We start from the raw sequence: 20,232 nt of genomic DNA on the forward strand, positions 1-20,232 counted from the left end.
CCGTGACGATGCTTGGAGAACCGTACCCCCATGAGTGCCACAGCAGAGAACGGCGGCGATACGCTGCAGCCCCCGGCGCCTGCGCCGAAAATGGAACCCGACGAGGCGGAGCGCAAGGTGCCGCTGGCCGAGGAGCGCCGGCAGGCGCTCGCCGAGCGCGCGGAGTCCTTCGTCGCCGGTGTGGTGGAGGCCGAGCCCGAGAGCGAGGCGTTCAAGGAGGCGGTGCGTAGCGCCCATCAGATGGGCAATCAGTATATCCGCGAGGCGGCCAATGTCTCCAACCGGCTGCTCGACAAACCGGTCAAGGCCATGGACCAGGGGGCGCTGTCCGGCGACAGCGACGTCTCCCGCTCGCTGATCGAGCTGCGCAGTACGGTGGAGTCCCTCGACCCGTCCCGCCGCGGTGATCTCTTCGAGCCCAAAAAGCTGTTCGGCTTCATCCCCTGGGGCAACAAGCTCCGGGACTACTTCCGCGAGTACCAGTCCGCCCAGTCCCATATCGATGCCATCATCCAATCGCTGTATCGGGGGCGCGACGAGCTCCAGCGCGATAACGCCTCCATCGAGGAGGAAAAGCGCCACCTCTGGGAGGTGATGCACAAGCTCGAGGAGTACGTCTACCTTGGCCGGCGCATCGACGAGGCCCTGGAGACGCGTATCAGCGAGATCGAGCAGCAAAACGAGCACAAGGCGCGGGCGGTGCGCGAGGAGCTGTTGTTCTACACCCGGCAGAAGGTGCAGGACCTGCAGAGCCAGCTCGCGGTGGCGGTGCAGGGCTATATGGCCCTGGACATGATCCGCAAGAACAATCTCGAGCTGATCAAGGGCGTGGAGCGTGCCACCAGCGTGACCATCTCGGCGCTGCGCACGGCGACCATCGTCGCCCAGGCGCTGACCAACCAGCGCCTGGTCCTCGAGCAGATCGAGGCGCTGAACGAGACCACCGGCGATGTGATCCAGGGCACCAGCGAGCTGATGCGCGAGCAGTCGGGGCGCATCCACGAGCAGGCCGCCAGCTCGGGGGTGGACCTGGAGAAGCTGCAGAGCGCGTTCACCAATATCTACGCGACCATGGACGAGATGTCCGAGTACAAGGTCAAGGCCCTGGACAGCATGAAGGAAACCGTGGATGCCCTGGAAGGCGAGATCGGCAAGGCAAGGGAACGCCTGGATCGGGTGCAGCAGGAAGAGGCGCGGGAGGCCGTGGGTAGCGGCGAGGGCGCGGGCAATGCCCTGGAAGTCTGACCACCTAGCCGCCTGATGGAGCCGAGACGCTATTTCGGGTTGGCGCTGATCGTGTTGGCGGTGGTGGCGGCCGTCGGGCTGGATTACATTGGCAGGGATCACCAGCCCCGCACCTATGCGGTGGACTTCGTCCGCGGCACGACCCTCTCCGAGGCCGGGGGGCGCCAGGTGGAGCGAATCGCGGCCACCATGGCCCGCCAGCCGCGCTACCGGGCGGTGGTGGTCGGGCATACCGGCACCCGCGGCGACCCGGCGGCGAACCAGGCATTGAGCCGGGAGCGGGCGGCCGCCGTCGCCGAGCGCCTGCGCGAGGCGGGGATCGCCGGTGAGCGCATCGCCACCCACGGCGTCGGCGGCAGCGAGCCCCTCGAGCGGCGTCCCGACGAGGGGGAACGCGGCTACCAGGCGCGCCTCGCCCGGGCCGAGGTCCGGCTCACGCCGTAATCCCATTGAGATCACAGGAGTTGCGCATGCCCCTACGCCTGATGCTGTCGTTGCTCGCGACGCTGATCGCGGCCCCCGCCCTGGCGGCGTCGCAGCCGCCGTTGGAGGAGCGCGTCGATGCGAGCGTGCGGGCCTGCCGTGCCAGCGACACCCTTCGCGTGCCGCTGCGCAGCTCCGGGGTCGACCTGGTGCCCCTCTACGGTAACGGCTATGGCCTGGAGACCGCCTCGGGCAGCCCGTTCGACGAACAGGACTTGGATATCGAGCTTTGGCGGGAGAACGACCTGGCCGCCCAGCTCGAGGCCTACCTGCGTTGCGAGAGCCCGGTCCTGCGGGTCACCCAGGCCCAGCTGCAGATGGCGGCGGGTATCGCCGGCGCGGACCCCCGCAGCGAGCCGGTGACCATCTACCAGCACGGCTGGTCCAGCGGTGCCGACGCCCTGGTCGTGCGGGAGGGGGTCGAGACCCTGGCGGATCTGTCCGGGGCCACCATCGCCCTCAGTGCCCACGGACCGCAGACGGATCTGCTGGCCAGCGTCATTGACGCCGCGAAGAAGCAGTGGGATGAGGGCGACGGGGGTTGGCAGTCGCCGGAGCTGGTCTATACCGAGAAACAGATCGGTTTCGGCAATGATACGCCGGGCGGGTTGTTCTACGAGGATGATGCCATCGATGCGGCACTGGTCTTCCGCCCGGATGCCGATGTCCTCACCAGCGGTGGCGAGGTGGGCACCGGCGCCGAGGGGTCGGTGCAGGGGGCGGAGATCCTGTTCTCCACCCGGGCCGCCAGCCGCGTGACCTCCGAGGTCTACGCCGTGCGCGCCGACTACCTCGAGGCCAACCGCGAGCAGGTCAAGCGCTTCGTCTCTGCGTTGTTCCGCGCCGAGGAGCAGGTGCGCGAGGACGTCAAGAAGCTGATCGTGGACTGGGAGGCCACCGCCCGGCACCTGCTCGGCGACCCCTCGGCCACCGAGGCGGCCCGGACGCTCTGGTCCACGGTGGAAACCTCGGGCATGCAGGGCAACGTGGATTGGGCGGACCCGGAGCACCCGCGCTCGTTCGCGCGAATCAACGCCTCGCTGGCCAACGCCCTAGCGCCCCTCGGGGTGCTCGCCGGCGAGCGGGAGATCCGCATGGCCGGCTACGACTATGCGGCCCTCGCCGAGGGGGTATTCGACAAGCGCCGGGTGGAGCTGCCTTCCTTCGATCGCGACGAGGCCGCGCGCATGGTCAGCGAGCAGCGCGAATCCGGCGAGCTCGAGCGCCGGACCATCGCCGAGTTCGAGATCCAGTTCCGGCCCAATCAGGCGAGCTTCTCGGCCTCCGAGTACCAGCAGGAGTTCGAGACCATCGTCGAGGCGGCCTCGAGCTACGGCGGCGCCATCTTCACCGTGGAGGGGCATGCGGACCCGTTGGCCTATCTCAAGAAGAAGAAGCAGGGGGCGGACCTCAGCACCCTGCGCTCGATCCGCCAGGCCGCGCGCAACCTCAGCCGCAGCCGTGCCGTCTCGGTGCGGGACGCGGTCATCGAGTTCGCCGAGTCCCGCGGGGTGAGCATGGACCGCTCCCAGTTCGTCACTGATGGCCTCGGGCTCTCGGACCCCAAGACCGGGATCTGCGGCGGCGATCCGTGCCCGCCGAAGACCGAAGAGCAGTGGCTGTCGAACATGCGCGTGGTCTTCCGCGCGGTCCAGGTGGAGGCGGAGAGCGCCACCTTCACGCCGCCGAACTCGTGGTAGGGAAGGGACGGCCAATGGCACGAGGCAATGCCGTGACCCGGGTGCTGGTCCTGGTGGCGCTGTTTGCCGCCGCCGCAGGCGGCTGGTATGCATTCTCCGGCGAGGGCAACCGCCCCGTCGTGGCGGTGGACGACTGGTCCGCCATCACCGAGCAGCGCTGGCCGGAGGGCGGGGTGCCCGAGGACGCTACCCTGGACACCGACCCCCAGCGCACCAACATCGTGGTGGTGCTCGATATGTCCGGTTCGATGGATGAGGCCGGCTGCGCGGGCAGCCACCCCTCCAAGGCGGCCGCCGCCCGGGCCGCCCTGGGCCGCTGGGTGGAGGCAGTGCCGCGGGAGGTGAACGTCGCCCTGATCGCCTTCGCCGGCAATCGCCTCCGGACCCTGGTGCCCCTGGGCACGGACAATCGTGCCGAGTTCGTGGAGGCGGCCCGACAGGTCCGACCGGGTGGTGGCACGCCGCTGCGCTCGGCGATGGCACGCGCCCATGAGCTGCTCACCGAGCGCGCGCGCTACCAACTCGGTTACGGGCGCTACCAGATCGTGATGATCACCGACGGCCGGCATTCCCAGGGCGAGAACCCGCTGCCCGTGGTGGAGGAGATCCTGCGCAATCCCGCGAACCCCGTGGAGATCCACACCATCGGCTTCTGCATCGACGACAGTGCCCTGCGCCAGCCCGGGTTGGTGCACTACCGCTCCGCCAACGACCCGGAGCAGCTCTCCCAGGGGCTGTCGAGCGTGCTGGCCGAATCCACGAGCTTTCAGCCTGCGGAGGATTTCGATGAGCAGTAAGCGCAAGCGCCTGCCCGCGCCGCTGCGGACCCTGGCTGCCGCGGTGGCGTTGACCCTGGCCGTGGCCCTGCCTGGCCCGGCCGCCGCCGCGGGGCCCGACGTGCGCATCGGCTGGACCGCCTGGTCCGATGCGGAGGTGGTGAGCAAGATGGCGACCCTCGTGCTCTCCCGGGTGGGCCTGGACGTGGAGCTCACCCTCGCCGACGTGGACGTCCAGTATCGTGCGCTTGCCGAGGGCAACCTCGACGTCATGCTCATGTCCTGGCAGCCGCAGACCCATGCCGGCTACCTCCGGGAATACGGGGATCGGCTGGAGGACCTGGGGCCGCTGTACGAGGGCGCCGACCTGGGCCTGGCGGTGCCGGGCTATGTGGATGAGGAGGTGCGGGCCATCGGCGATCTCGCCGACCATGTTGAGGCCTTCGGTGGGGTGATCGAGGGCATCGGTGAGGGGGCCGGGATCATGGACCGCGCCGACGAGGCGATCGCCGCCTATGGGCTGGAGGATTATCGGCTGAATACCGGCAGCGGCCCCGCGATGGCGAAACGTCTCGGCGAGGCGGTGGCCGAGCGGCGGCCGGTGGTGGTGACGGCGTGGCGGCCGCACTGGAAGTGGGCCGCCTACGAGCTGCGCTACCTGGAGGATCCCGAGGGCATCTTCGAGGGCGAGGAGTCTGTCCATGCCATGGCCCGCGAAGGATTCGCCGAGGAGCAGCCGCAGGTGGCGGAATTTCTGCAGCGCATGCATTTCGAGCTCTCCGAGCTCGAGGCGCTGATGGCCGAGGCCCGGGAGAAGGGCCATCGTCGAGCGATCCGGGATTGGCTCAATGCCAACAGCGAACGGGTGCGCTACTGGCTGGAGGGGGAGTGAGTCGTTGACCGCGCTCCGGCCCTTCGAGCTGGCACGGGAGCTGGTTGCGGGCCTGGCCGGCGCCGGTATCTTCCTGGCGGCCCATTACCTCCTGACCTTTCCCCACTGGGGTTGGCGGGGCGTGGTGGATACCGCCCTTGCCGTGGTGGTGGCGCTGCTCCTCTACGCCGGGATTCGCCTGGCCTGGTCGACGCGTCCGGGGGTGCTCGAGCGCTGGCTCGGCCTGGAGGTGCCGCTGCGGCCGAGCCTGGCCGATGACGACCCGGACTCCCTGCGCGAGGCGTTGCACTTCACCGTGGACGCCGCCCGCCCGCGCGTGAGCGAGCCGTTGCAACAGCAGCTCGACCGCATCGTCGAGGCGGTGGAGGCGGTGCTGGCCGCCGGTGGCGGCTCGGCGGCCGGCCGGGAGGCGGCGTATACCCTGCGCGCCACGGTTACCGAGTACGTCCCGGATACCCTCGAGCGTTACCTGCGGCTGCCCCGCCGTTTCGCCACCCGGAAGGCCGTCCGCGACGGTAAGACGGCCCGGGACCTCGCCGTCGAGCAGCTCTCGGTACTCGCCGGGGAGCTGGAGGCCATCGCCGAGGAGGTCCACCGTGGTAACGCCGCCGAGCTCGCCGCCCACGGCCGCTTCTTGGACGAGCGCTTCAGCCGCCAGGACCCACTGCGCCATGCGTGACCTCCTGTAGCAAAGGAATGCGGTACTAGGGAGCACTGCGATGACTCCGGACCTGGCGACACCGGCGCTATTATTCCCCGCCATCTCATTGCTCCTGCTCGCCTACACCAATCGCTTTCTCGCCCTCGCGGCGCTTATCCGTGACCTGCAGGCGCGCTACCAGGACACCCAAGAGCGGCGACTCTATCGCCAGATCGAAAACCTCCGCCGACGCGTGGTGCTCATCCGCAATATGCAAGTCCTCGGGGTGAGCAGCCTGTTCGTCTGCGTGTTGTGCATGCTGGTGCTCATGCTGGGTTGGATGGTGATGGGGCAGTGGCTCTTCGCGGCGAGCCTGGTGCTGATGATGCTCTCGTTGGGGGTCTCGGTGCGCGAGATCCAGATCTCCGTGGACGCCCTGAATATCCAGCTCGCGGATGTTGCGGACGGTCAGTCCGGGGCTCCCGCGAAGCGGCGCGAGGAGACACCGCCGGCACCGTGACGATGGGCGCGGGGCAAGCCCATGGGTGGGCCCGCCCCGCGTTTGGTTGTAGTGCGATCACCGGCCGGGGATTCAGCCGCGCCACGCCGATTGGATGATCGACCCTTGCCGTTCAGCCACCGGGGTCGGCGGTGTCCGGGCCAGGGGGGCTGGGGTCGGTGTCGGCGGAACCCGGGGCCTCGAGCCATTCGCGGAATCGGCGCCAGCGCAGGTTCCGGGTCTGGGTGTACCACTGGTGATCCTGGCGGATGGCCTGTTGCAGATGCCGCGGCGCGGTGGGCATGTGCGGGCGCATGGGGACGCCTGTCTCCACGTGTCGTCCGATCCGGCGGCGCGCGGAGGCGCGGGTCGGGCCATAGGAGATCCGATTGGCCTGGTGGCCCAGGTGCTCGGCGCGGGTGGCGAAGCGGATGAAGCGCTCCGCGGCCTCCTTCTGCGGGGCGCCCTTGGGGATCGCCCAGCTCGTGTAGTCCAGCAGCTGGCTATCCCAGATCACCGATATGGGGGCATCCTCCTCCGCCTGGGCATGAAAGGCACGGCCGTTGTACACCGAGGCCATCGCCACCTGCCCCTGTTTGAGCATGCGCACGGGATCGGCCCCGGAGTGCCACCAGGTGAGCGCCGGCCGGATCTCGTCGAGCTTGCGCAGGGCCAACGACAGGCCGCGCTCGGTGCTCAGCAGGTCATAGATCTGGCGACGCGGCACGCCATAGGCCCGCAACGCCCACTCGAACATCCCCACCGGTGCCTTGCGCAGGGCGCGCCCGCCGGGGAATCGTTCCAGGTCGAAGAAATCCGCAACGCTGAGCGGTTTCTCGCCGGGGAAGGCGCGATCATCGTAGGCGATGACGGTGGAGAACGCGAGCTGGGCGACGGCGCACTCCAGGATGCTCCCCTCGGTGAAGTCCTCCCGGGCCGGGGTGCCGTCCGGCGCAGGGGCGAGGATGGATGGGTCGAAGGGCTCCAGGAGTCCCTCGTCGCAGGCGGAGCGGGCATCGGCCATCAGCAGGTCGATCACATCCCACTCGGGTGGCTGATGGGTCGTGACGTGCTCGCGCAGGGCGGACAGGTCCCCGTCATAGCGCACCACCTCTATGGGGATGCCGGTCTCTTCGGTGAAGGGGCGGAAGTAGGCGGCCCGCTGGCTGGCCTCGTAACTGCCGCCCCAGGAGACGATGGTCAACGCCTGCGGCGCCTCCTCGCCGGCGGCCGCCACGCCGGCCTGCAGACCGGCGGCGAGCGCCACCACGCGGACGAGGGGCTTAGCTGCCCGCATTCTCTTCGCGTCGCAGGTCATGGATGGCCTCGAGATAGGCGTCGATGACCGCACCCTCCGGCACCACGCCCTGGAATATGCCGTCGCGGGCCACCAACGGCACGGCCTCACCGACGAAATCCGTCATGGTCTCCATGGCCGTCCACACCGTGGTGTGCTCGTCGAAGGTGATTTGCCCGGTATCGGCGACGGTGCCGATGCGGATGTCGGGTCTCAGCTGCTGAATGGTCTGTAGTCGGACGATGCCTCGGTATCGGCCCTCGTCATCGACCACGCTGGCCTCGGAACGCCCATCGGCGGTGAGCCGGGAGATGACCTCGCCGACGCTGGCACCGGGCGGCACCCGCGTACAGAAGGCGGTCATGCGCTCGCGTACCGGCATTGTATCGAGGATGGCCCGGTCCCGGCCGGTGGAGAGATCGAAGCCGCGCCCGGCGAGCTGTACGTCGAACAGCGAGCGGCCGAACAGCCGGTAGGCGACCAGATTGGAGAACACCACGGCCACCATCGCGGCGATGGTCAGGTCGTAGTTTCTGGTCAGCTCGAAGACGATCAAGATCGTCGTCAACGGCGCCCCGATCACCGGGCTGGTGACCGCCATCATCCCGCAGATCGCGTAGACCACCAGCGCGGACTGCGGCACCGGCAGCACGACCCCCAACACCATGCTGTAGAGCGCACCGGCGAGGATGCCGATCAACAAGGCCGGGCTGAACACCCCACCGACGAAGCCGAAGCCGACGCACAAAGCGGTCATCGCCAGCTTTACGACGAGGATCAGCGTCAACTCATCCAGGGTGAACGCGCCCTCGATGGTGGCGAAGCGCAGCGTCTCTTTACCGATCCCCAACACCTCGGGGACCCCTAGCGCTACGACGCCGAGTACGACCCCGGCGACCATCGGTCGCAGGCTTTGGGGGATAGGGCTGTTTTGGGCCATACGGGCGCTCAGCAGCACGAGCTTCATGAAGCCCACCGCCAGGCCGGCGGCGAGTACCCCCTCCAGGGCGAACAGCGGGAACTCGTAGCTATGCGCCACGCCCTCGAAGCTCACCAGAAACAACGGGGCCCGATCGAATATCACGTTGGCGAAGACGTAGCCCGTGGCTGAGGCCACGGTAACGGGGGCGAAGGCGCGCAACGAGTAGTGGCGCAGCACGACCTCGTGGGCGAAGACGACACCGGCTAGGGGCGCGTTGAAGGCCGTGGAGATCGCCGCCGCCACGCCGCAACCGATGGCGATGGCCTGCAGATCCTGGATCCGCAGCGGCAGCCTGGCGGCCAGCGCGCCGAAGAGGGTGCCTAGGTAGACCAGCGGCCCGTACTGCCCCACGGAGGCGCCGCAGCCGAGGGACAGCAGCGCCGCTAGCGTCGACCCCGCGCCGCTCGCCGGGGTGGGTGGCGGGCGGCGGGTCTGTACCGCCATGATCGCGTCCGGCGGGCCCAGGGCGCGACGCTCGCGGACCGCCCCACGCACCAGCAGCCCGACCAGCAGCCCCCCGATCGCGGGAACGAGCACCGTGGCGGCCGTGACCAGGGCCGGATACTCCTCGTACTGGATGCGTGCATACGGCGAGACCAACAGGCGCTCGTTCAGCCAGAGGATCGCCTCCACGAAGCCGATGGCGCTCAGGGACGCCGCCGTGCCGATACTCACCCCGAGCGCGGACACCACCAGAATGCGATACGTGCTGTTGGGGTGCTGGGCCTCCATCCCCTTCAATTTGGCACAGGCGATGGGGGTTGCAAGGTCTCCCTGGTGGCCGCCGCCGTCGGCGTCACCTCCCGTGGCGGTCCGAGTCTTCGTCGTCCGGCGCCAACCCCCATACGGTCGCGAGGGTTTCCCGCGCGGTGGCGATCACCGGTTCCCCGGCCCGGTCGCGCCTCCAGATGAAGCTCAGGGCGCAGGGCAGCGATACACCCGGCGCGATCACCAACCCGCTCTCCTGGCGCTCGGCCATGGCCACGGCGTCCCGGGCGAGGCTTAGCCCCACCCCCGCCCGCACCAGCGCGAGCATGCAGGCTTCCTGGTCCACCCGGGCGACCCCGTTAGGCGCAAGCCCCTGGGGGGTGAGCGCATCCCGGAGCAGCCGATGGTGCACCGACTCGGGCGGGGTCACCACCCAGGGCAGCGCGGCGAGTGCCGGCCAGTGTCCCTGGCCGAGACGTGCCTCCCAGCCTGCGGGGGCAAGCACCAGATAGTCGAAAACGGTGAGCTCGCGGTAGGCCACTCGGGAGGCGTCGGCGGCGGGTAGTAAGGACGGATCCACGGGGCCGCGGCCCGGAGGGCCCAGGAAGAACCCGGCGTCCAGCTCCCCCTGGGATACCCGCTCGAGCACCGTTCCGCTCATGCCCTGGTGGAGCTCCGTCTCCACCTGCGGGGCACGCTCCACGAAATGGTGGAGGAAGGCCCCGAGGCGGATGAACTCCGGGTCCACGATGGTGCCGATCCTCAACCGACCGCGTACCGTGGCGTGCATGGCCCGGGCATTGCGGTCGAAGGCCTCTATGGCCGCCAGGGCCTTTTGCGCGGCGGGCAGCAGCGCTTGCCCGTCGGCGGTGAGCTCCAGGCCGTGGGGCTGGCGGCGGAACAACGTCAAGCCGACGTCCGCCCCGAGCTGCTTCAGCCGCAGGCTCACCGCGGGCTGGGTGAGATGGAGTCGCTCCGCGGCCCGGGAGACGCTGCCTTCCCGGGCGACGGTGACGAAGGCGCGGAGGCTCTGGAAGTCCTGCATGGTGGGCATAGTCAGCCAAGAAATAATTAGAAATTATAACAAGATTTTGGATTCTTCAATTGCCGCCGCCGATTGGTCCCCTATTATGGCGGGTAATAGCCGATTTCATCCCGATAGGGTCACAGCGAGCGGTGAGTTTCATGACCGAAGAATTGATTAACCATTATATCAATGGGGAGCGTATGGCCGGAGAGGACGAGAGCCGGCAGGCCGTCTCCAATCCAGCCACCGGCGCCGTTACCGGCCGGGTAGTCATGGCGGGCCGTGGTGAGGTCGACACCGCGGTGGCCGCGGCGCAGGCCGCCTTCCCGGCCTGGGCGGAGACCCCGCCCATCCGCCGGGCCCGGGTGATGTTCCGCTTCCTCGAGCTGCTCAACGCCCACAAGGACGATTTGGCCCGCGCCATCACCGCGGAGCATGGGAAGGTCTTCAGCGACGCCCAGGGGGAGGTGGCCCGCGGGATCGACGTGGTGGAGTTCGCCTGCGGTATCCCGCAGCTGCTCAAGGGTGACTACACCGAACAGGTCAGCACCGGAATCGACAACTGGACCCTGCGCCAGCCCCTCGGTGTGGTCGCCGGTGTCACCCCCTTCAACTTCCCGGTGATGGTGCCCATGTGGATGTTCCCGTTGGCCATCGCCGCCGGCAACACCTTCGTGCTCAAGCCGAGCCCGCTGGATCCCAGTGCCTCGCTGCTCATCGCCGACCTCCTGCGGGAGGCCGGGCTGCCGGAGGGTGTGTTCAATGTGCTCCAAGGGGGCAAGGAGGCCGTCGAGGGACTGATCGAGCACCCCGAGGTCAAGGCGCTCTCCTTCGTCGGTTCCACGCCCATCGCCAATAGCATCTACGAAAACGGGGCCCGTCACGGCAAGCGGGTGCAGGCCCTCGGTGGGGCGAAGAACCACATGGTAGTGATGCCGGATGCGGACCAGGACAAGGCGGTGGATGCCCTGATCGGCGCTGCCTACGGCTCCGCCGGTGAGCGCTGCATGGCCATCAGCGTGGCGGTCCTGGTCGGTGAGGTAGGCGACGAGATCGTGCCGCGCCTCGCCGAGCGGGCGCATGCGCTCAAGGTGCGCGACGGTATGGACCCGGAGGCGGAGATGGGCCCCATCGTCACCGCCGAGGCGCACCAGCGGATCACTGGCTATATTGACAAGGGCGTCGCCGAGGGGGCCGAGCTCGTCGTCGACGGCCGCCAGTTCGATCCGGCATCGGCCGGCGAGGCTTGTGCCGGGGGCTTCTGGATGGGCGGCACGCTGTTCGATCATGTCACCCCGGAGATGACCATCTACCGCGAGGAGATCTTCGGGCCGGTGTTGGTCTGCGTGCGGGTGCCCGACGTTGCCAGCGCCGTCCGCTTGATCAACGAGCATGAGTTCGGCAATGGTGTGAGTTGTTTCACCGAGCGCGGGGCCGTGGCCCGGGAGTTCAGCCGTCGCATCGAGGTGGGCATGGTGGGGATCAACGTCCCGATCCCGGTGCCCATGGCCTGGCATGGCTTCGGTGGCTGGAAGCGCTCCCTGTTCGGTGATACCCACGCCTACGGCGAGGAGGGGGTCAAGTTCTACACTCGGCAGAAGTCGATCATGCAGCGCTGGTCGGAGTCCATCGATGCCGGGGCCGATTTCGTGATGCCCACGGTCCGGTAGCGGGAAGGTGAGGCGGTGTACAGCCGCTGGGGAGCTGCAATGGCGGAGCAAGAGTTTGATTACATCGTGGTGGGGGCGGGCACCGCCGGTTGCCTGCTGGCCAACCGACTGAGCGCCGACCCGGCGAACCGGGTCCTGCTCATCGAGGCGGGGGGTCGGGATAACTACCACTGGATCCACATCCCGGTGGGCTACCTCTACTGTATCGACAACCCGCGTACGGACTGGCGTTTTCGCACCGAGCCCGACCCCGGGCTCAACGGGCGGTCGCTGGTCTATCCCCGGGGCAAGACCCTCGGCGGCTCCTCCAGCATCAACGGCATGCTCTACATCCGCGGTCAGGCGCGGGACTACGAGCACTGGGCGGAGGTGACCGGCGAGCCGGCGTGGGGGTGGGAGCCCTGCCTGGCGGACTTCACCCGCCACGAGAATCACCACGCCCTGGACCCCGGTGGCGACGCCGACCCCGACCACCAGCGCTACCACGGCCACGGGGGCGAGTGGCGAGTGGAGCGCCAGCGCCTGGGCTGGGAGGTGCTCGACGACTTCGCCACCGCAGCCGTCGAGGCGGGCATCCCCCGCACGCGGGACTTCAACCGCGGGGACAACGAGGGGGTGGATTACTTCGAGGTCAATCAGCGTTCGGGCTGGCGCTGGAACACCTCCAAGGCGTTCCTCCGCGACGTCAGGGACCGCAGCAATCTCACCGTCTGGCATTCCACCCACGTGCTGGGCCTGGAGCTGGATGGCTCCGGCGGACGCGGGCCGCGCTGCACGGGGGTCCGGTTGGCGCGGGACCAGGGCGATGGCGAGGTGATCGCCAGGGCGGGCCGGGAGGTGGTGCTCGCCGCCGGCTCCATCGGCTCGCCGCAGCTGTTGCAACTCTCGGGTCTCGGGCCCGCGGAGCTGCTGCGCGCGCACGATATCCCCGTGGTGGCGGAATTGCCCGGCGTCGGGAAGAACCTCCAGGACCACCTCCAGATCCGCTCGATCTACCGGGTAGAGGGGGCACAGACCCTGAATACCCTGACGGCATCGCTGACGGGCAAGGCGCGCATCGCCCTGGAGTATCTCCTCAAACGCACGGGGCCGATGAGTATGGCCCCGTCCCAGCTCTGCGCCTTCACCCGCAGCAGCGACGAGCAGGAACACCCCAATATCGAGTATCACGTCCAGCCGCTGAGCCTGGAGGCCTTCGGCCAGCCCCTGCATGACTTCCCCGGGATCACGGCCAGCGTGTGCAACGTCAATCCCACCAGCCGTGGTTCGGTGCGGATCACCAGCCGTGACCCGCGCCAGGCCCCAGCCATCGCGCCCAACTACCTCAGCACCCCGGAGGACCGCAAGGTGGCGGCGCAATCCCTGCGGGTCACCCGCGAGATCGTCTCCCAGTCGGCCCTGGCGAAGTACCGGCCGGTGGAGATCAAGCCGGGGCCGGAGTATCAAAGCGACGAGGAGCTGGCCCGGCGGGCCGGGGATATCGGCACCACCATCTTCCATCCCGTGGGTACTACGAGCATGGGCCGGGAAGACGACCCCATGGCGGTGGTGGACCCGCACCTGCGGGTCCGCGGTGTGGAGGGCCTGCGCGTGGTGGACGCCGGCGTGATGCCCACCATCACCAGCGGCAATACCAACTCGCCGACGCTGATGATCGCCGAGAAGGCCGCCGCCTGGATCCTCGCGGAACGGGGCTGATCGCGCTCCCGCCCTTGCGGCGGTACAGCCCCGCGCCCTGTCGTCACTGAGATCCGCCGATGACAGCGGCTGACCCATACCGGCGCCCCCGCGAATTCGTGCCGGAGGACGCGCAGGGGTAAGGCGCGCGTTTAGCGTTGGGCGGCGCGGGTGGTTGCCCTGGCCTCGGCCTCCTCGCCGCGGGGGGCCTCGTCGTTGAGCGCCTCGGCGAGGCGCTGCAGGCTCTGTTCGGCGGCGTCGAGCTCGGCGGGGCTGAGCTCCTCCAGCCGTTCGGCGAGATGGGCCATATGGGAGGGGAAGATCTCCCCGAACAGCGCCTCGCCGTCCCCGGTGAGGCGGACATAGACGCAGCGGCGGTCCTCCTCGCAGGGGACGCGATCCACCAGGCCCTTCTGCTCGAGGCGGTCGACCACGCCGGTTAGGGTCGTCTTGTAGATCAATGTCCGCTGGCCGAGCTCGGAGAAGGTCATGCCCTCGGTGTTGCCGAGGGTGCAGATTACGTCGAACTGGGGTGCACTCAGGCCGGTGGTGCGGATATGCGCCCCGGAGTACTGCTCGAAGGCCTGGTAGGCCTCGGCGAGTGCGCGAATGACTCGGGCGAAGGGGATGTCGGTGCGGTGATAGCGACTCATAGTTCAAGGATATCGAGCTGCCGGCGTCGGGCAAAGCCCCGTGGTTGAAAACCGTTCGTCGGCACGCCACTTCGTTGGTGTTCACCCGGGAATCTGGAGACCGACCATGGCCGATTCAAGCAACCGCATCCTGTTCGTGCTTACCAACACCACGGAGCTCGGCGATACCGGGCGGCCCACCGGCGTGTTCCTGGCCGAGGCGGCCCATCCTTACCAGGTGGTCACCGAGGCGGGCTTTGTGGTGGACTTCGCCAGCCCCGCCGGCGGACCGGTGCAGTTCGATCCCATCAGCACGGAGAAGATGGACGAGGTCGCCCGGCGTTTCCACGATGACCCGGCCATCCGCGAGCGCCTCGCTCATACCCTCGCCGCTGGCAGTGTGAATCCCGACGACTACGCCGGGATCTTCTTCGTGGGGGGCCACGGCACCATGTGGGACTTCCCCGACAGTGAGGCCCTGCAGCGGCTCACCGCGCGGATCTACGAGAGCGGTGGCGCGGTGGGTGCGGTCTGCCACGGCCCGTCGGCGCTGGTGAACGTGCGCCTGTCCGATGGCCGCTATCTGGTGGCCGACCGTGACGTCGCGGGCTTCACCACCGAAGAGGAGCAGGCGGTGCGCCTCGACGCGGTGGTGCCCTTCCTCCTCGATGAGCGCCTACAGGAACGCGGCGGCCGTCACACCCGTTCCAGTGAACCCTTCGTGGCCCATGTGGTGCGCGACGGACGGTTGATCACCGGCCAGAACCCCCCGTCCTCGGCGGATGCGGCCCGCGCCCTGGTCGCCGCTATCCGTCAGGCGGAGAGTGGCTGAGGCGTCGTCACTACGGTGTAACCCGTAGCGGGCACACTCCATCGCGGTTGCCGCGGGAAAGGGAGTGTGGCCATGCGGATTCTGGTACACGCGGGTGGGTATCCGCTTACCCGGGAGAGCTTCCGTTACTGCCGTCGGCGGGTAAAGGCCTGGGTGAGCGAACGGGTCTGGCCGGGCCGCGTCTTGGTGGAGCCGGTCGCCGCGGGCTCGGAGGTCATCTGCCGGGTGCGTCTGGAGTGGCGGGGCGGCGGCCTGCTGCGGGCGGAGGCTAGGGCGGCCGCCCTGGAGCCCGCCTTGGAGGGCTGCCTCGGGGCGTTGCGGGAGTGGGCGCCGGCCGCCGGCCCGCCGCCGGCGTAATCACTCCGCGGCGGCGAGGGCCTCTAAGAAGGCCTCGCCGTATTTCTCCAGCTTATGCCGGCCCACACCGCTGACGTGACCCAGCTCCTCGAGGCTGGCCGGCATGCAGCGCAACATCTCCAGGAGCGTCGCGTCGTGGAAGACCACGTAGGGCGGCACTCCCTCCGCCTCGGCGATGCTGCGCCGGCAGTGGCGCAGGGCCTCCCAGCGCCCGCGCTCGGCGGGGGCGACGCGGATACTGCTGCCGCGGCTCCGGTCCGGCGTCGTTGGGCGGGTATCGGCACGCAGTACCAACCGCCGTTCGCCACGGAGTACGGCCCGGCAGGCCTCGGTGAGGCGGAGGCCGCCATGGCCCTCCGGGTCCGGCTGCACCAGCCCCTGGGCGAGGAGCTGACGGGTCAGCGACTGCCAGATGAGCCGCGGGTGGTCCCGCCCGATGCCGTAGACCGACAGTCGGTCGTGGCCGAGCTCCCGGAGGCGCGCGGCGCTACCGCCGGTGAGCACCTCGATGACGTGATTGGCGCCGAAGCGCTGACCGGTGCGGTAGATCGCGGAGAGCAGCTTCTGCGCCGCCTCCGTGGCGTCCCAGGTCCGCGGTGGTTCTAGACAGTTGTCGCAGTTGCCGCAGTCGCCGGGATGGTCCTCGCCGAACCAGCCCAGCAACGCCTGGCGCCGGCAGGTGGTCTGCTCGCAGAATCCGAGCAGGGCGTCCAGGCGCTGACGCTCCAGTTGCTTGTGGCGTGCGTTGGCCTCCGAGCCCTCGAGCATGGCGCGGAGGCGGTAGACGTCCCGGGTGCCGTAGAGCAGCACGGCCTCGGCGGGCAGGCCGTCGCGGCCGGCGCGGCCGGTCTCCTGGTAATAGGCCTCCAGGCTCTTGGGCAGGTCCATGTGGAAGACGAAGCGCACGTCCGGCTTGTCGATGCCCATGCCGAAGGCGATGGTGGCCACCATCACGACGCCGTCCTCACGGAGGAACCGATCCTGGTTGTGGGCACGCAGCGTCGCGGAGAGCCCGGCGTGGTAGGGCAGGGCGTTGATGCCCCGCTCCGCGAGCCACGCCGCTACGTCCTCGGTGGCACGGCGGCTCATGCAGTAGACGATGCCGGATTCGCCGGCGTGGCCGTCGCGGATGAGCTCCAGGATCTGGGCCCGGGGCCGTTCCTTGATGCGTACCCGGTAGCGGATGTTGGGCCGGTCGAAGCTGGCGATGAAGGTCTCGGCGTCCGCCGGCAGCAGGCGACGTTGGATCTCGGCGCGGGTGCGGGCGTCGGCGGTTGCGGTCAGCGCCACCAGGGGCACGCCGGGGAAGCCCTCGGCGAGGCGGCCGAGCTGGAGGTATTCGGGCCGGAAGTCATGGCCCCACTGGGAGATGCAGTGGGCCTCGTCGATGGCGAACAGCGCTACCTGCTCGGGTGACAGACGCTCCAGCAGGCCGCCACCGAGCAGACGCTCCGGGGCGGCGTAAAGGAGGTCCAGGGCACCGTCATCCAGCGCGGCGAGCACATCGCGGCGCTCCTCGGCGGGTAACCCGGAGTGCAGGCAGGCGGCGCGTATCCCATAGTGGCGCAGGGCCTCCACCTGATCCTGCATTAGCGCGATCAACGGCGAGACCACCACTGCGACACCGGCTCGCAGGAGGGCGGGGATCTGGTAGCACAGGGACTTGCCGCCGCCGGTGGGCATCAGCGCCAATGCCGAGCGCCCGGCGCTGACCGCGTCGATGATCTCCCGCTGGCGGCCGCGGAAGGCCTCGTAGCCGAAGGTCTCGCGGAGTACACGGAGGGCGGAGTCGTCGATGCTGGTGCTTTCCATTGCCTGCAAGCCTGGTCCCGGGGCGGGCGGCTAATCTATCGTATCCCGCCATCCCTGTCCGCCCTGGACGGGTCCGATATGGAGTGCTTATGAACCCCGACGAAGACCTCATCCGCGAGCTCATCGAATCCGCCCGTACCATTGCGGTGGTGGGGCTATCCCCCAAGCCGGAGCGCCCGAGTCACGACGTGGCCCGTTATATGCAGCGCCAGGGCTATCGCATCATCCCGGTCAACCCGGGACACGACGAGCTCCTCGGCGAGTGCTGCTATCCCTCCCTGCGCGAGGTGCCGGAGCCCGTGGACCTGGTGGATGTCTTCCGCCGGCCGGAGCAGGTGCCGGCGGTGGTGGAGGATGCCATCGCCGTCGGCGCCCCGGCGCTGTGGCTGCAACTCGGCGTGGTTCACGAGGCGGCGGCGCAGCGGGCCCGGGAGGCGGGCATGACGGTGGTCATGGATCGCTGCCTGAAAATCGAGCACGCCAGACTTTGCCAGCCCGTGTGAGCGGATGCCGCTAGGCAGGGGGCCATTGCAGGGGCGCCACGGGCCGGGGGGTTCGGGGGTGCGCTAGAGTACCGACTCCAGCGGTTCGGGGATGCGCAGGGGGGTCGGCAACAGGCTCTCCGGCTCCCGCGGCTCGGTGCGCGGCCGATCCGGCTCGGTGACCCGACGGAGCAGGTCGTAGTAGCGGCGTATATTGGCCACATAGCGTACTGGTTCCCAGCCCCGGGCATAGCCGTGGCGCACACGGCTATGCCACTGCTCGTCGGCGAGCAGCGGCAGGCTCTCGCGCACATCCGGCCACTGATTCGGATCGCCGCCGCGCATCTCGGTGATGCGTCGGGCGTCGTGGAGGTGACCCAGCCCGACGTTATAGGCGGCCAGGGCGAACCAGGTGTCATGGGGCGGCTCGATATCCTCGGGCAAGCGCTGGAGTAGGGATTCCAGGTACTCGGCGCCGCCGCGGATGCTCTGGGCGGGGTCGGTACGGTCGGCGATGTCCACGAAGTCCGCGGTGTTCTGGGTGAGCATCATGAGGCCACGCACGCCGGTGGGGGAGACCGCGTCCGGGTCCCAGTGGGATTCCTGGTAGGCGATGGCGGCGAGCAGCCGCCAGTCCGTGCCGTGGCGTTCGGCGGCGGTGTGGAAGGCATCCCGCAACGGCGGCAGCCGTTCGGTGATATGGCGGAGAAAGGTTCGGGTGCCGACATAGTCGAACTCCGCGAGGTGTCCGAAGTATTCGTCGCGGAGCAGGGCGAGCTCGCCGCTGGCGCGCAGGTCCTGCAGGTAGTCGTTGGCGGCGCCGCGCAGCGCCCGAGCACGGTCGCGCAGCATCCAACGGATATCCCGCGGCCCGCCCACGGCCATGCTGGCCTCCAGCTCCGGATAGAAGGGGCGGTTCAACGCCAGGTGCAGCTCGTCGCTTATGGCGTAGTCCGTGTGTCCCCGCCAGGCCCGGTAGAGCAGCTCCCGCGCCGTACCGGCCTCGCCGGTACGCACGCCAATGCCCGGATGGCCGGCCGCCAGCTCGCCAAGGCGCTCGGCAGAGAGGCTGAGCGCTACTGCCTCCACGGTATGACCGGTTAGGTCTTCGGCGCTCTGCGGTGCCGGTAGGTCCCGATGGTGGATGAGCCGGGGTTGCGTCTGGAGGTAGGGTTGCGTGAATAGGAAACGCGCCCGCCGCGCGCGGGTGGGGCTCAGGGTGGCGGCAACCAGGTCCACCTCGCCGTTTTCCAGCAGCGTGGTCGCCTCCTTCGGGCCGGTGACCCGGTGGATTCGCGCGGTCACGCCCTCGGCGGCGGCGAAGCCGGCGACCAGTTCATACTCGAAGCCCCGGGGCTCGGCACCCTCGGCGGGAAAGTAGGACGCCGGCCCCACGGTCATCGCCACATGGAGCACCCCCCGGTCGCGCATCGCCTGCAACTGCGACGGAGGCCGCAATCCCCCCAGGGCCGTGAGCAGCAGGAGCACTGCCAGCGTGGCGGCAATGCTCAGGTGGAGGGCGGTTCGGGACATGGGGATGGGGGTGTTCGCCGGACAGGCGGGTATTGTAGACTACGCCCCGCGTCGGCGGCACACGCCGGTGCCCCGGAGAGGTGGCTGAGTGGTCGAAAGCGCCGCACTCGAAATGCGGTGACCCTTTACGGGGTCCGGGGGTTCGAATCCCTCCCTCTCCGCCAGATTTTCTTTTATATCAAAGGGTTGCAGTCTTCTCTTCATCTTGGCTGCTAACCGTGCCGCCCGCCGTATGTCTCCGATTCGTGTCAGCCGGGTCCGCTGCCGCCGGATTCGGCGAGCAGGGCCGCGGCCTCGCTGCGCCCGTGCTTCCGGGCGTGAGCCAGCGCGGTGCGGCCGGCGTCGTCCTCGAGCGCGGGGTCGGCCCCGTGCTCCAGCAACACGCGCACCACACCGGTATGCCCCTCTCGGGCGGCCCACATCAGTGCCGTGCGGCCCTGCTCGTGCTCGCGGGCGTTCGCGTCGGCGCCACGCTCGAGGAGCAATGAGGAGACCCGGGGGCGGCCATTGACGGCGGCGGCGAGCAGGGCGGTGTAGCCGCTATCATCCCGGGCACGGAGGTCGGCGCCGGCGCCGAGGAGATAGGCGACCACATCGTGATGACCCATGGTGGCCGCCCGCATCATCGGCGTCCAGCCGCAGGCGTCACAGTCGTCGACCGCTAGTCCAAGGGTTACCAGCTCCTGGACCCGTTCCAGGTTTCCTGCCTCGGCGGCCCGCATCAGCGGTGACGGCCCGGATGGCGGCTCGTCGCGGGAGGAGAGGTGCATCAGCGCGAAGGCACCGGCGACGATGAGGACGGTGGCCAACAGCGCTCCCAGGGTCGCCGGGCCGGGCCGGCGCAGACCCCCCACGGCTCAGGGCGTTCCTGTCGCCGGTCGCCTTCGGGTTCGCGGGGTTGCGATCAAGGCGCTGACCTCCACCTGTTCCTGAGGATCGTTTAATCATACGGCGATGGCGCTGAGGGGACCAATACCAGCGGAGACGG

General features: G+C 69.0%; 19 protein-coding genes and 1 tRNA gene. 13 read left to right on the forward strand and 7 right to left on the reverse strand.

Annotated elements, in window-relative coordinates; genetic code table 11:
- Positions 1 to 30: 30 nt before the first annotated feature.
- Genes ACQ754_RS01185 through ACQ754_RS01215 form a run of 7 tightly spaced genes read left to right on the forward strand, consistent with a single transcriptional unit; the run spans position 31 to position 6,256 of the window.
- The gene (locus ACQ754_RS01185) at positions 31 to 1,245 is read left to right on the forward strand and encodes a toxic anion resistance protein (protein ID WP_440995152.1); all 1,215 of its coding nucleotides are present in this window, start codon (positions 31 to 33) and stop codon (positions 1,243 to 1,245) included.
- Between the two features lie 15 nt (positions 1,246 to 1,260).
- Positions 1,261 to 1,689: an OmpA family protein gene (locus tag ACQ754_RS01190; RefSeq protein ID WP_440995153.1), complete on the forward strand. Its 429-nt coding sequence runs from the start codon at positions 1,261 to 1,263 to the stop codon at positions 1,687 to 1,689.
- A 26-nt stretch (positions 1,690 to 1,715) separates the two neighbouring features.
- A complete protein-coding gene (locus ACQ754_RS01195; protein WP_440995154.1) occupies positions 1,716 to 3,428 on the forward strand; it encodes a hypothetical protein in 1,713 nt (570 codons plus the stop codon).
- Positions 3,429 to 3,442: 14 nt separating this feature from the next.
- Complete coding sequence (locus tag ACQ754_RS01200; protein WP_440995155.1) at positions 3,443 to 4,225, forward strand: vWA domain-containing protein; 783 nt, start codon at positions 3,443 to 3,445, stop codon at positions 4,223 to 4,225.
- A complete protein-coding gene (locus tag ACQ754_RS01205; RefSeq protein WP_440995156.1) occupies positions 4,215 to 5,096 on the forward strand; it encodes a glycine betaine ABC transporter substrate-binding protein in 882 nt (293 codons plus the stop codon). The genes ACQ754_RS01200 and ACQ754_RS01205 overlap by 11 nt, the downstream gene beginning before the upstream one ends.
- Before the next feature lie 4 nt (positions 5,097 to 5,100).
- Positions 5,101 to 5,775: a hypothetical protein gene (locus tag ACQ754_RS01210; protein WP_440995157.1), complete on the forward strand. Its 675-nt coding sequence runs from the start codon at positions 5,101 to 5,103 to the stop codon at positions 5,773 to 5,775.
- 40 nt (positions 5,776 to 5,815) lie between these two features.
- Positions 5,816 to 6,256, forward strand: coding sequence for a DUF2721 domain-containing protein (locus ACQ754_RS01215; protein ID WP_440995158.1), 441 nt, complete (start codon positions 5,816 to 5,818; stop codon positions 6,254 to 6,256).
- Positions 6,257 to 6,368: 112 nt separating this feature from the next.
- Here the strand turns inward: ACQ754_RS01215 and ACQ754_RS01220 are convergent, their stop codons facing one another.
- From ACQ754_RS01220 to ACQ754_RS01230, 3 genes are all read right to left on the reverse strand, one after another.
- Positions 6,369 to 7,532, reverse strand: a complete 1,164-nt coding sequence (locus ACQ754_RS01220) for an ABC transporter substrate-binding protein (protein WP_440995159.1) — start codon at positions 7,530 to 7,532, stop codon at positions 6,369 to 6,371.
- The gene (locus ACQ754_RS01225) at positions 7,519 to 9,246 is read right to left on the reverse strand and encodes a chloride channel protein (RefSeq protein WP_440995160.1); all 1,728 of its coding nucleotides are present in this window, start codon (positions 9,244 to 9,246) and stop codon (positions 7,519 to 7,521) included. Before ACQ754_RS01225 ends, ACQ754_RS01220 begins: the two co-directional genes overlap by 14 nt.
- A gap of 64 nt (positions 9,247 to 9,310) precedes the next feature.
- Positions 9,311 to 10,267, reverse strand: a complete 957-nt coding sequence (locus tag ACQ754_RS01230) for a LysR family transcriptional regulator (RefSeq protein WP_440995161.1) — start codon at positions 10,265 to 10,267, stop codon at positions 9,311 to 9,313.
- 140 nt (positions 10,268 to 10,407) lie between these two features.
- Here ACQ754_RS01230 and ACQ754_RS01235 point away from each other — a divergent pair, with 140 nt between their 5' ends.
- Positions 10,408 to 11,919 carry a CoA-acylating methylmalonate-semialdehyde dehydrogenase gene (locus ACQ754_RS01235; RefSeq protein ID WP_440995162.1) on the forward strand — a complete coding sequence of 504 codons (1,512 nt, stop codon included), beginning with the start codon at positions 10,408 to 10,410 and terminating at the stop codon, positions 11,917 to 11,919.
- 39 nt (positions 11,920 to 11,958) lie between these two features.
- Positions 11,959 to 13,617, forward strand: coding sequence for a GMC family oxidoreductase (locus ACQ754_RS01240; protein WP_440995163.1), 1,659 nt, complete (start codon positions 11,959 to 11,961; stop codon positions 13,615 to 13,617).
- Between the two features lie 131 nt (positions 13,618 to 13,748).
- Here the strand turns inward: ACQ754_RS01240 and ACQ754_RS01245 are convergent, their stop codons facing one another.
- Complete coding sequence (locus ACQ754_RS01245) at positions 13,749 to 14,249, reverse strand: MarR family winged helix-turn-helix transcriptional regulator (RefSeq protein ID WP_440995164.1); 501 nt, start codon at positions 14,247 to 14,249, stop codon at positions 13,749 to 13,751.
- Positions 14,250 to 14,355: 106 nt separating this feature from the next.
- On the opposite strand from ACQ754_RS01245, the gene ACQ754_RS01250 reads away from it, so the two are divergent.
- Together ACQ754_RS01250 and ACQ754_RS01255 are read left to right on the forward strand one after the other, a co-directional pair.
- Complete coding sequence (locus ACQ754_RS01250) at positions 14,356 to 15,060, forward strand: type 1 glutamine amidotransferase domain-containing protein (RefSeq protein ID WP_440995165.1); 705 nt, start codon at positions 14,356 to 14,358, stop codon at positions 15,058 to 15,060.
- Between the two features lie 72 nt (positions 15,061 to 15,132).
- Positions 15,133 to 15,417, forward strand: a complete 285-nt coding sequence (locus tag ACQ754_RS01255; RefSeq protein WP_440995166.1) for a hypothetical protein — start codon at positions 15,133 to 15,135, stop codon at positions 15,415 to 15,417.
- Here the strand turns inward: ACQ754_RS01255 and recQ are convergent, their stop codons facing one another.
- A complete protein-coding gene (gene recQ, locus ACQ754_RS01260; protein ID WP_440995167.1) occupies positions 15,418 to 17,229 on the reverse strand; it encodes a DNA helicase RecQ in 1,812 nt (603 codons plus the stop codon).
- An 89-nt stretch (positions 17,230 to 17,318) separates the two neighbouring features.
- On the opposite strand from recQ, the gene ACQ754_RS01265 reads away from it, so the two are divergent.
- Positions 17,319 to 17,732 carry a CoA-binding protein gene (locus ACQ754_RS01265; RefSeq protein ID WP_440995168.1) on the forward strand — a complete coding sequence of 138 codons (414 nt, stop codon included), beginning with the start codon at positions 17,319 to 17,321 and terminating at the stop codon, positions 17,730 to 17,732.
- A 63-nt stretch (positions 17,733 to 17,795) separates the two neighbouring features.
- Here the strand turns inward: ACQ754_RS01265 and mltF are convergent, their stop codons facing one another.
- Positions 17,796 to 19,244, reverse strand: coding sequence for a membrane-bound lytic murein transglycosylase MltF (mltF, locus tag ACQ754_RS01270; RefSeq protein ID WP_440995169.1), 1,449 nt, complete (start codon positions 19,242 to 19,244; stop codon positions 17,796 to 17,798).
- A gap of 74 nt (positions 19,245 to 19,318) precedes the next feature.
- Between mltF and ACQ754_RS01275 the strand changes: the two genes are divergently transcribed.
- A tRNA-Ser gene (locus ACQ754_RS01275) sits at positions 19,319 to 19,408 on the forward strand.
- An 84-nt stretch (positions 19,409 to 19,492) separates the two neighbouring features.
- On the opposite strand, the gene ACQ754_RS01280 is transcribed toward ACQ754_RS01275, so the two are convergent.
- Positions 19,493 to 20,098: an ankyrin repeat domain-containing protein gene (locus tag ACQ754_RS01280; RefSeq protein WP_440995170.1), complete on the reverse strand. Its 606-nt coding sequence runs from the start codon at positions 20,096 to 20,098 to the stop codon at positions 19,493 to 19,495.
- Positions 20,099 to 20,232 lie beyond the last annotated feature (134 nt).

This window comes from Arhodomonas sp. SL1 (assembly GCF_052060015.1).
In the GTDB taxonomy this organism is placed as follows: domain Bacteria; phylum Pseudomonadota; class Gammaproteobacteria; order Nitrococcales; family Nitrococcaceae; genus Arhodomonas.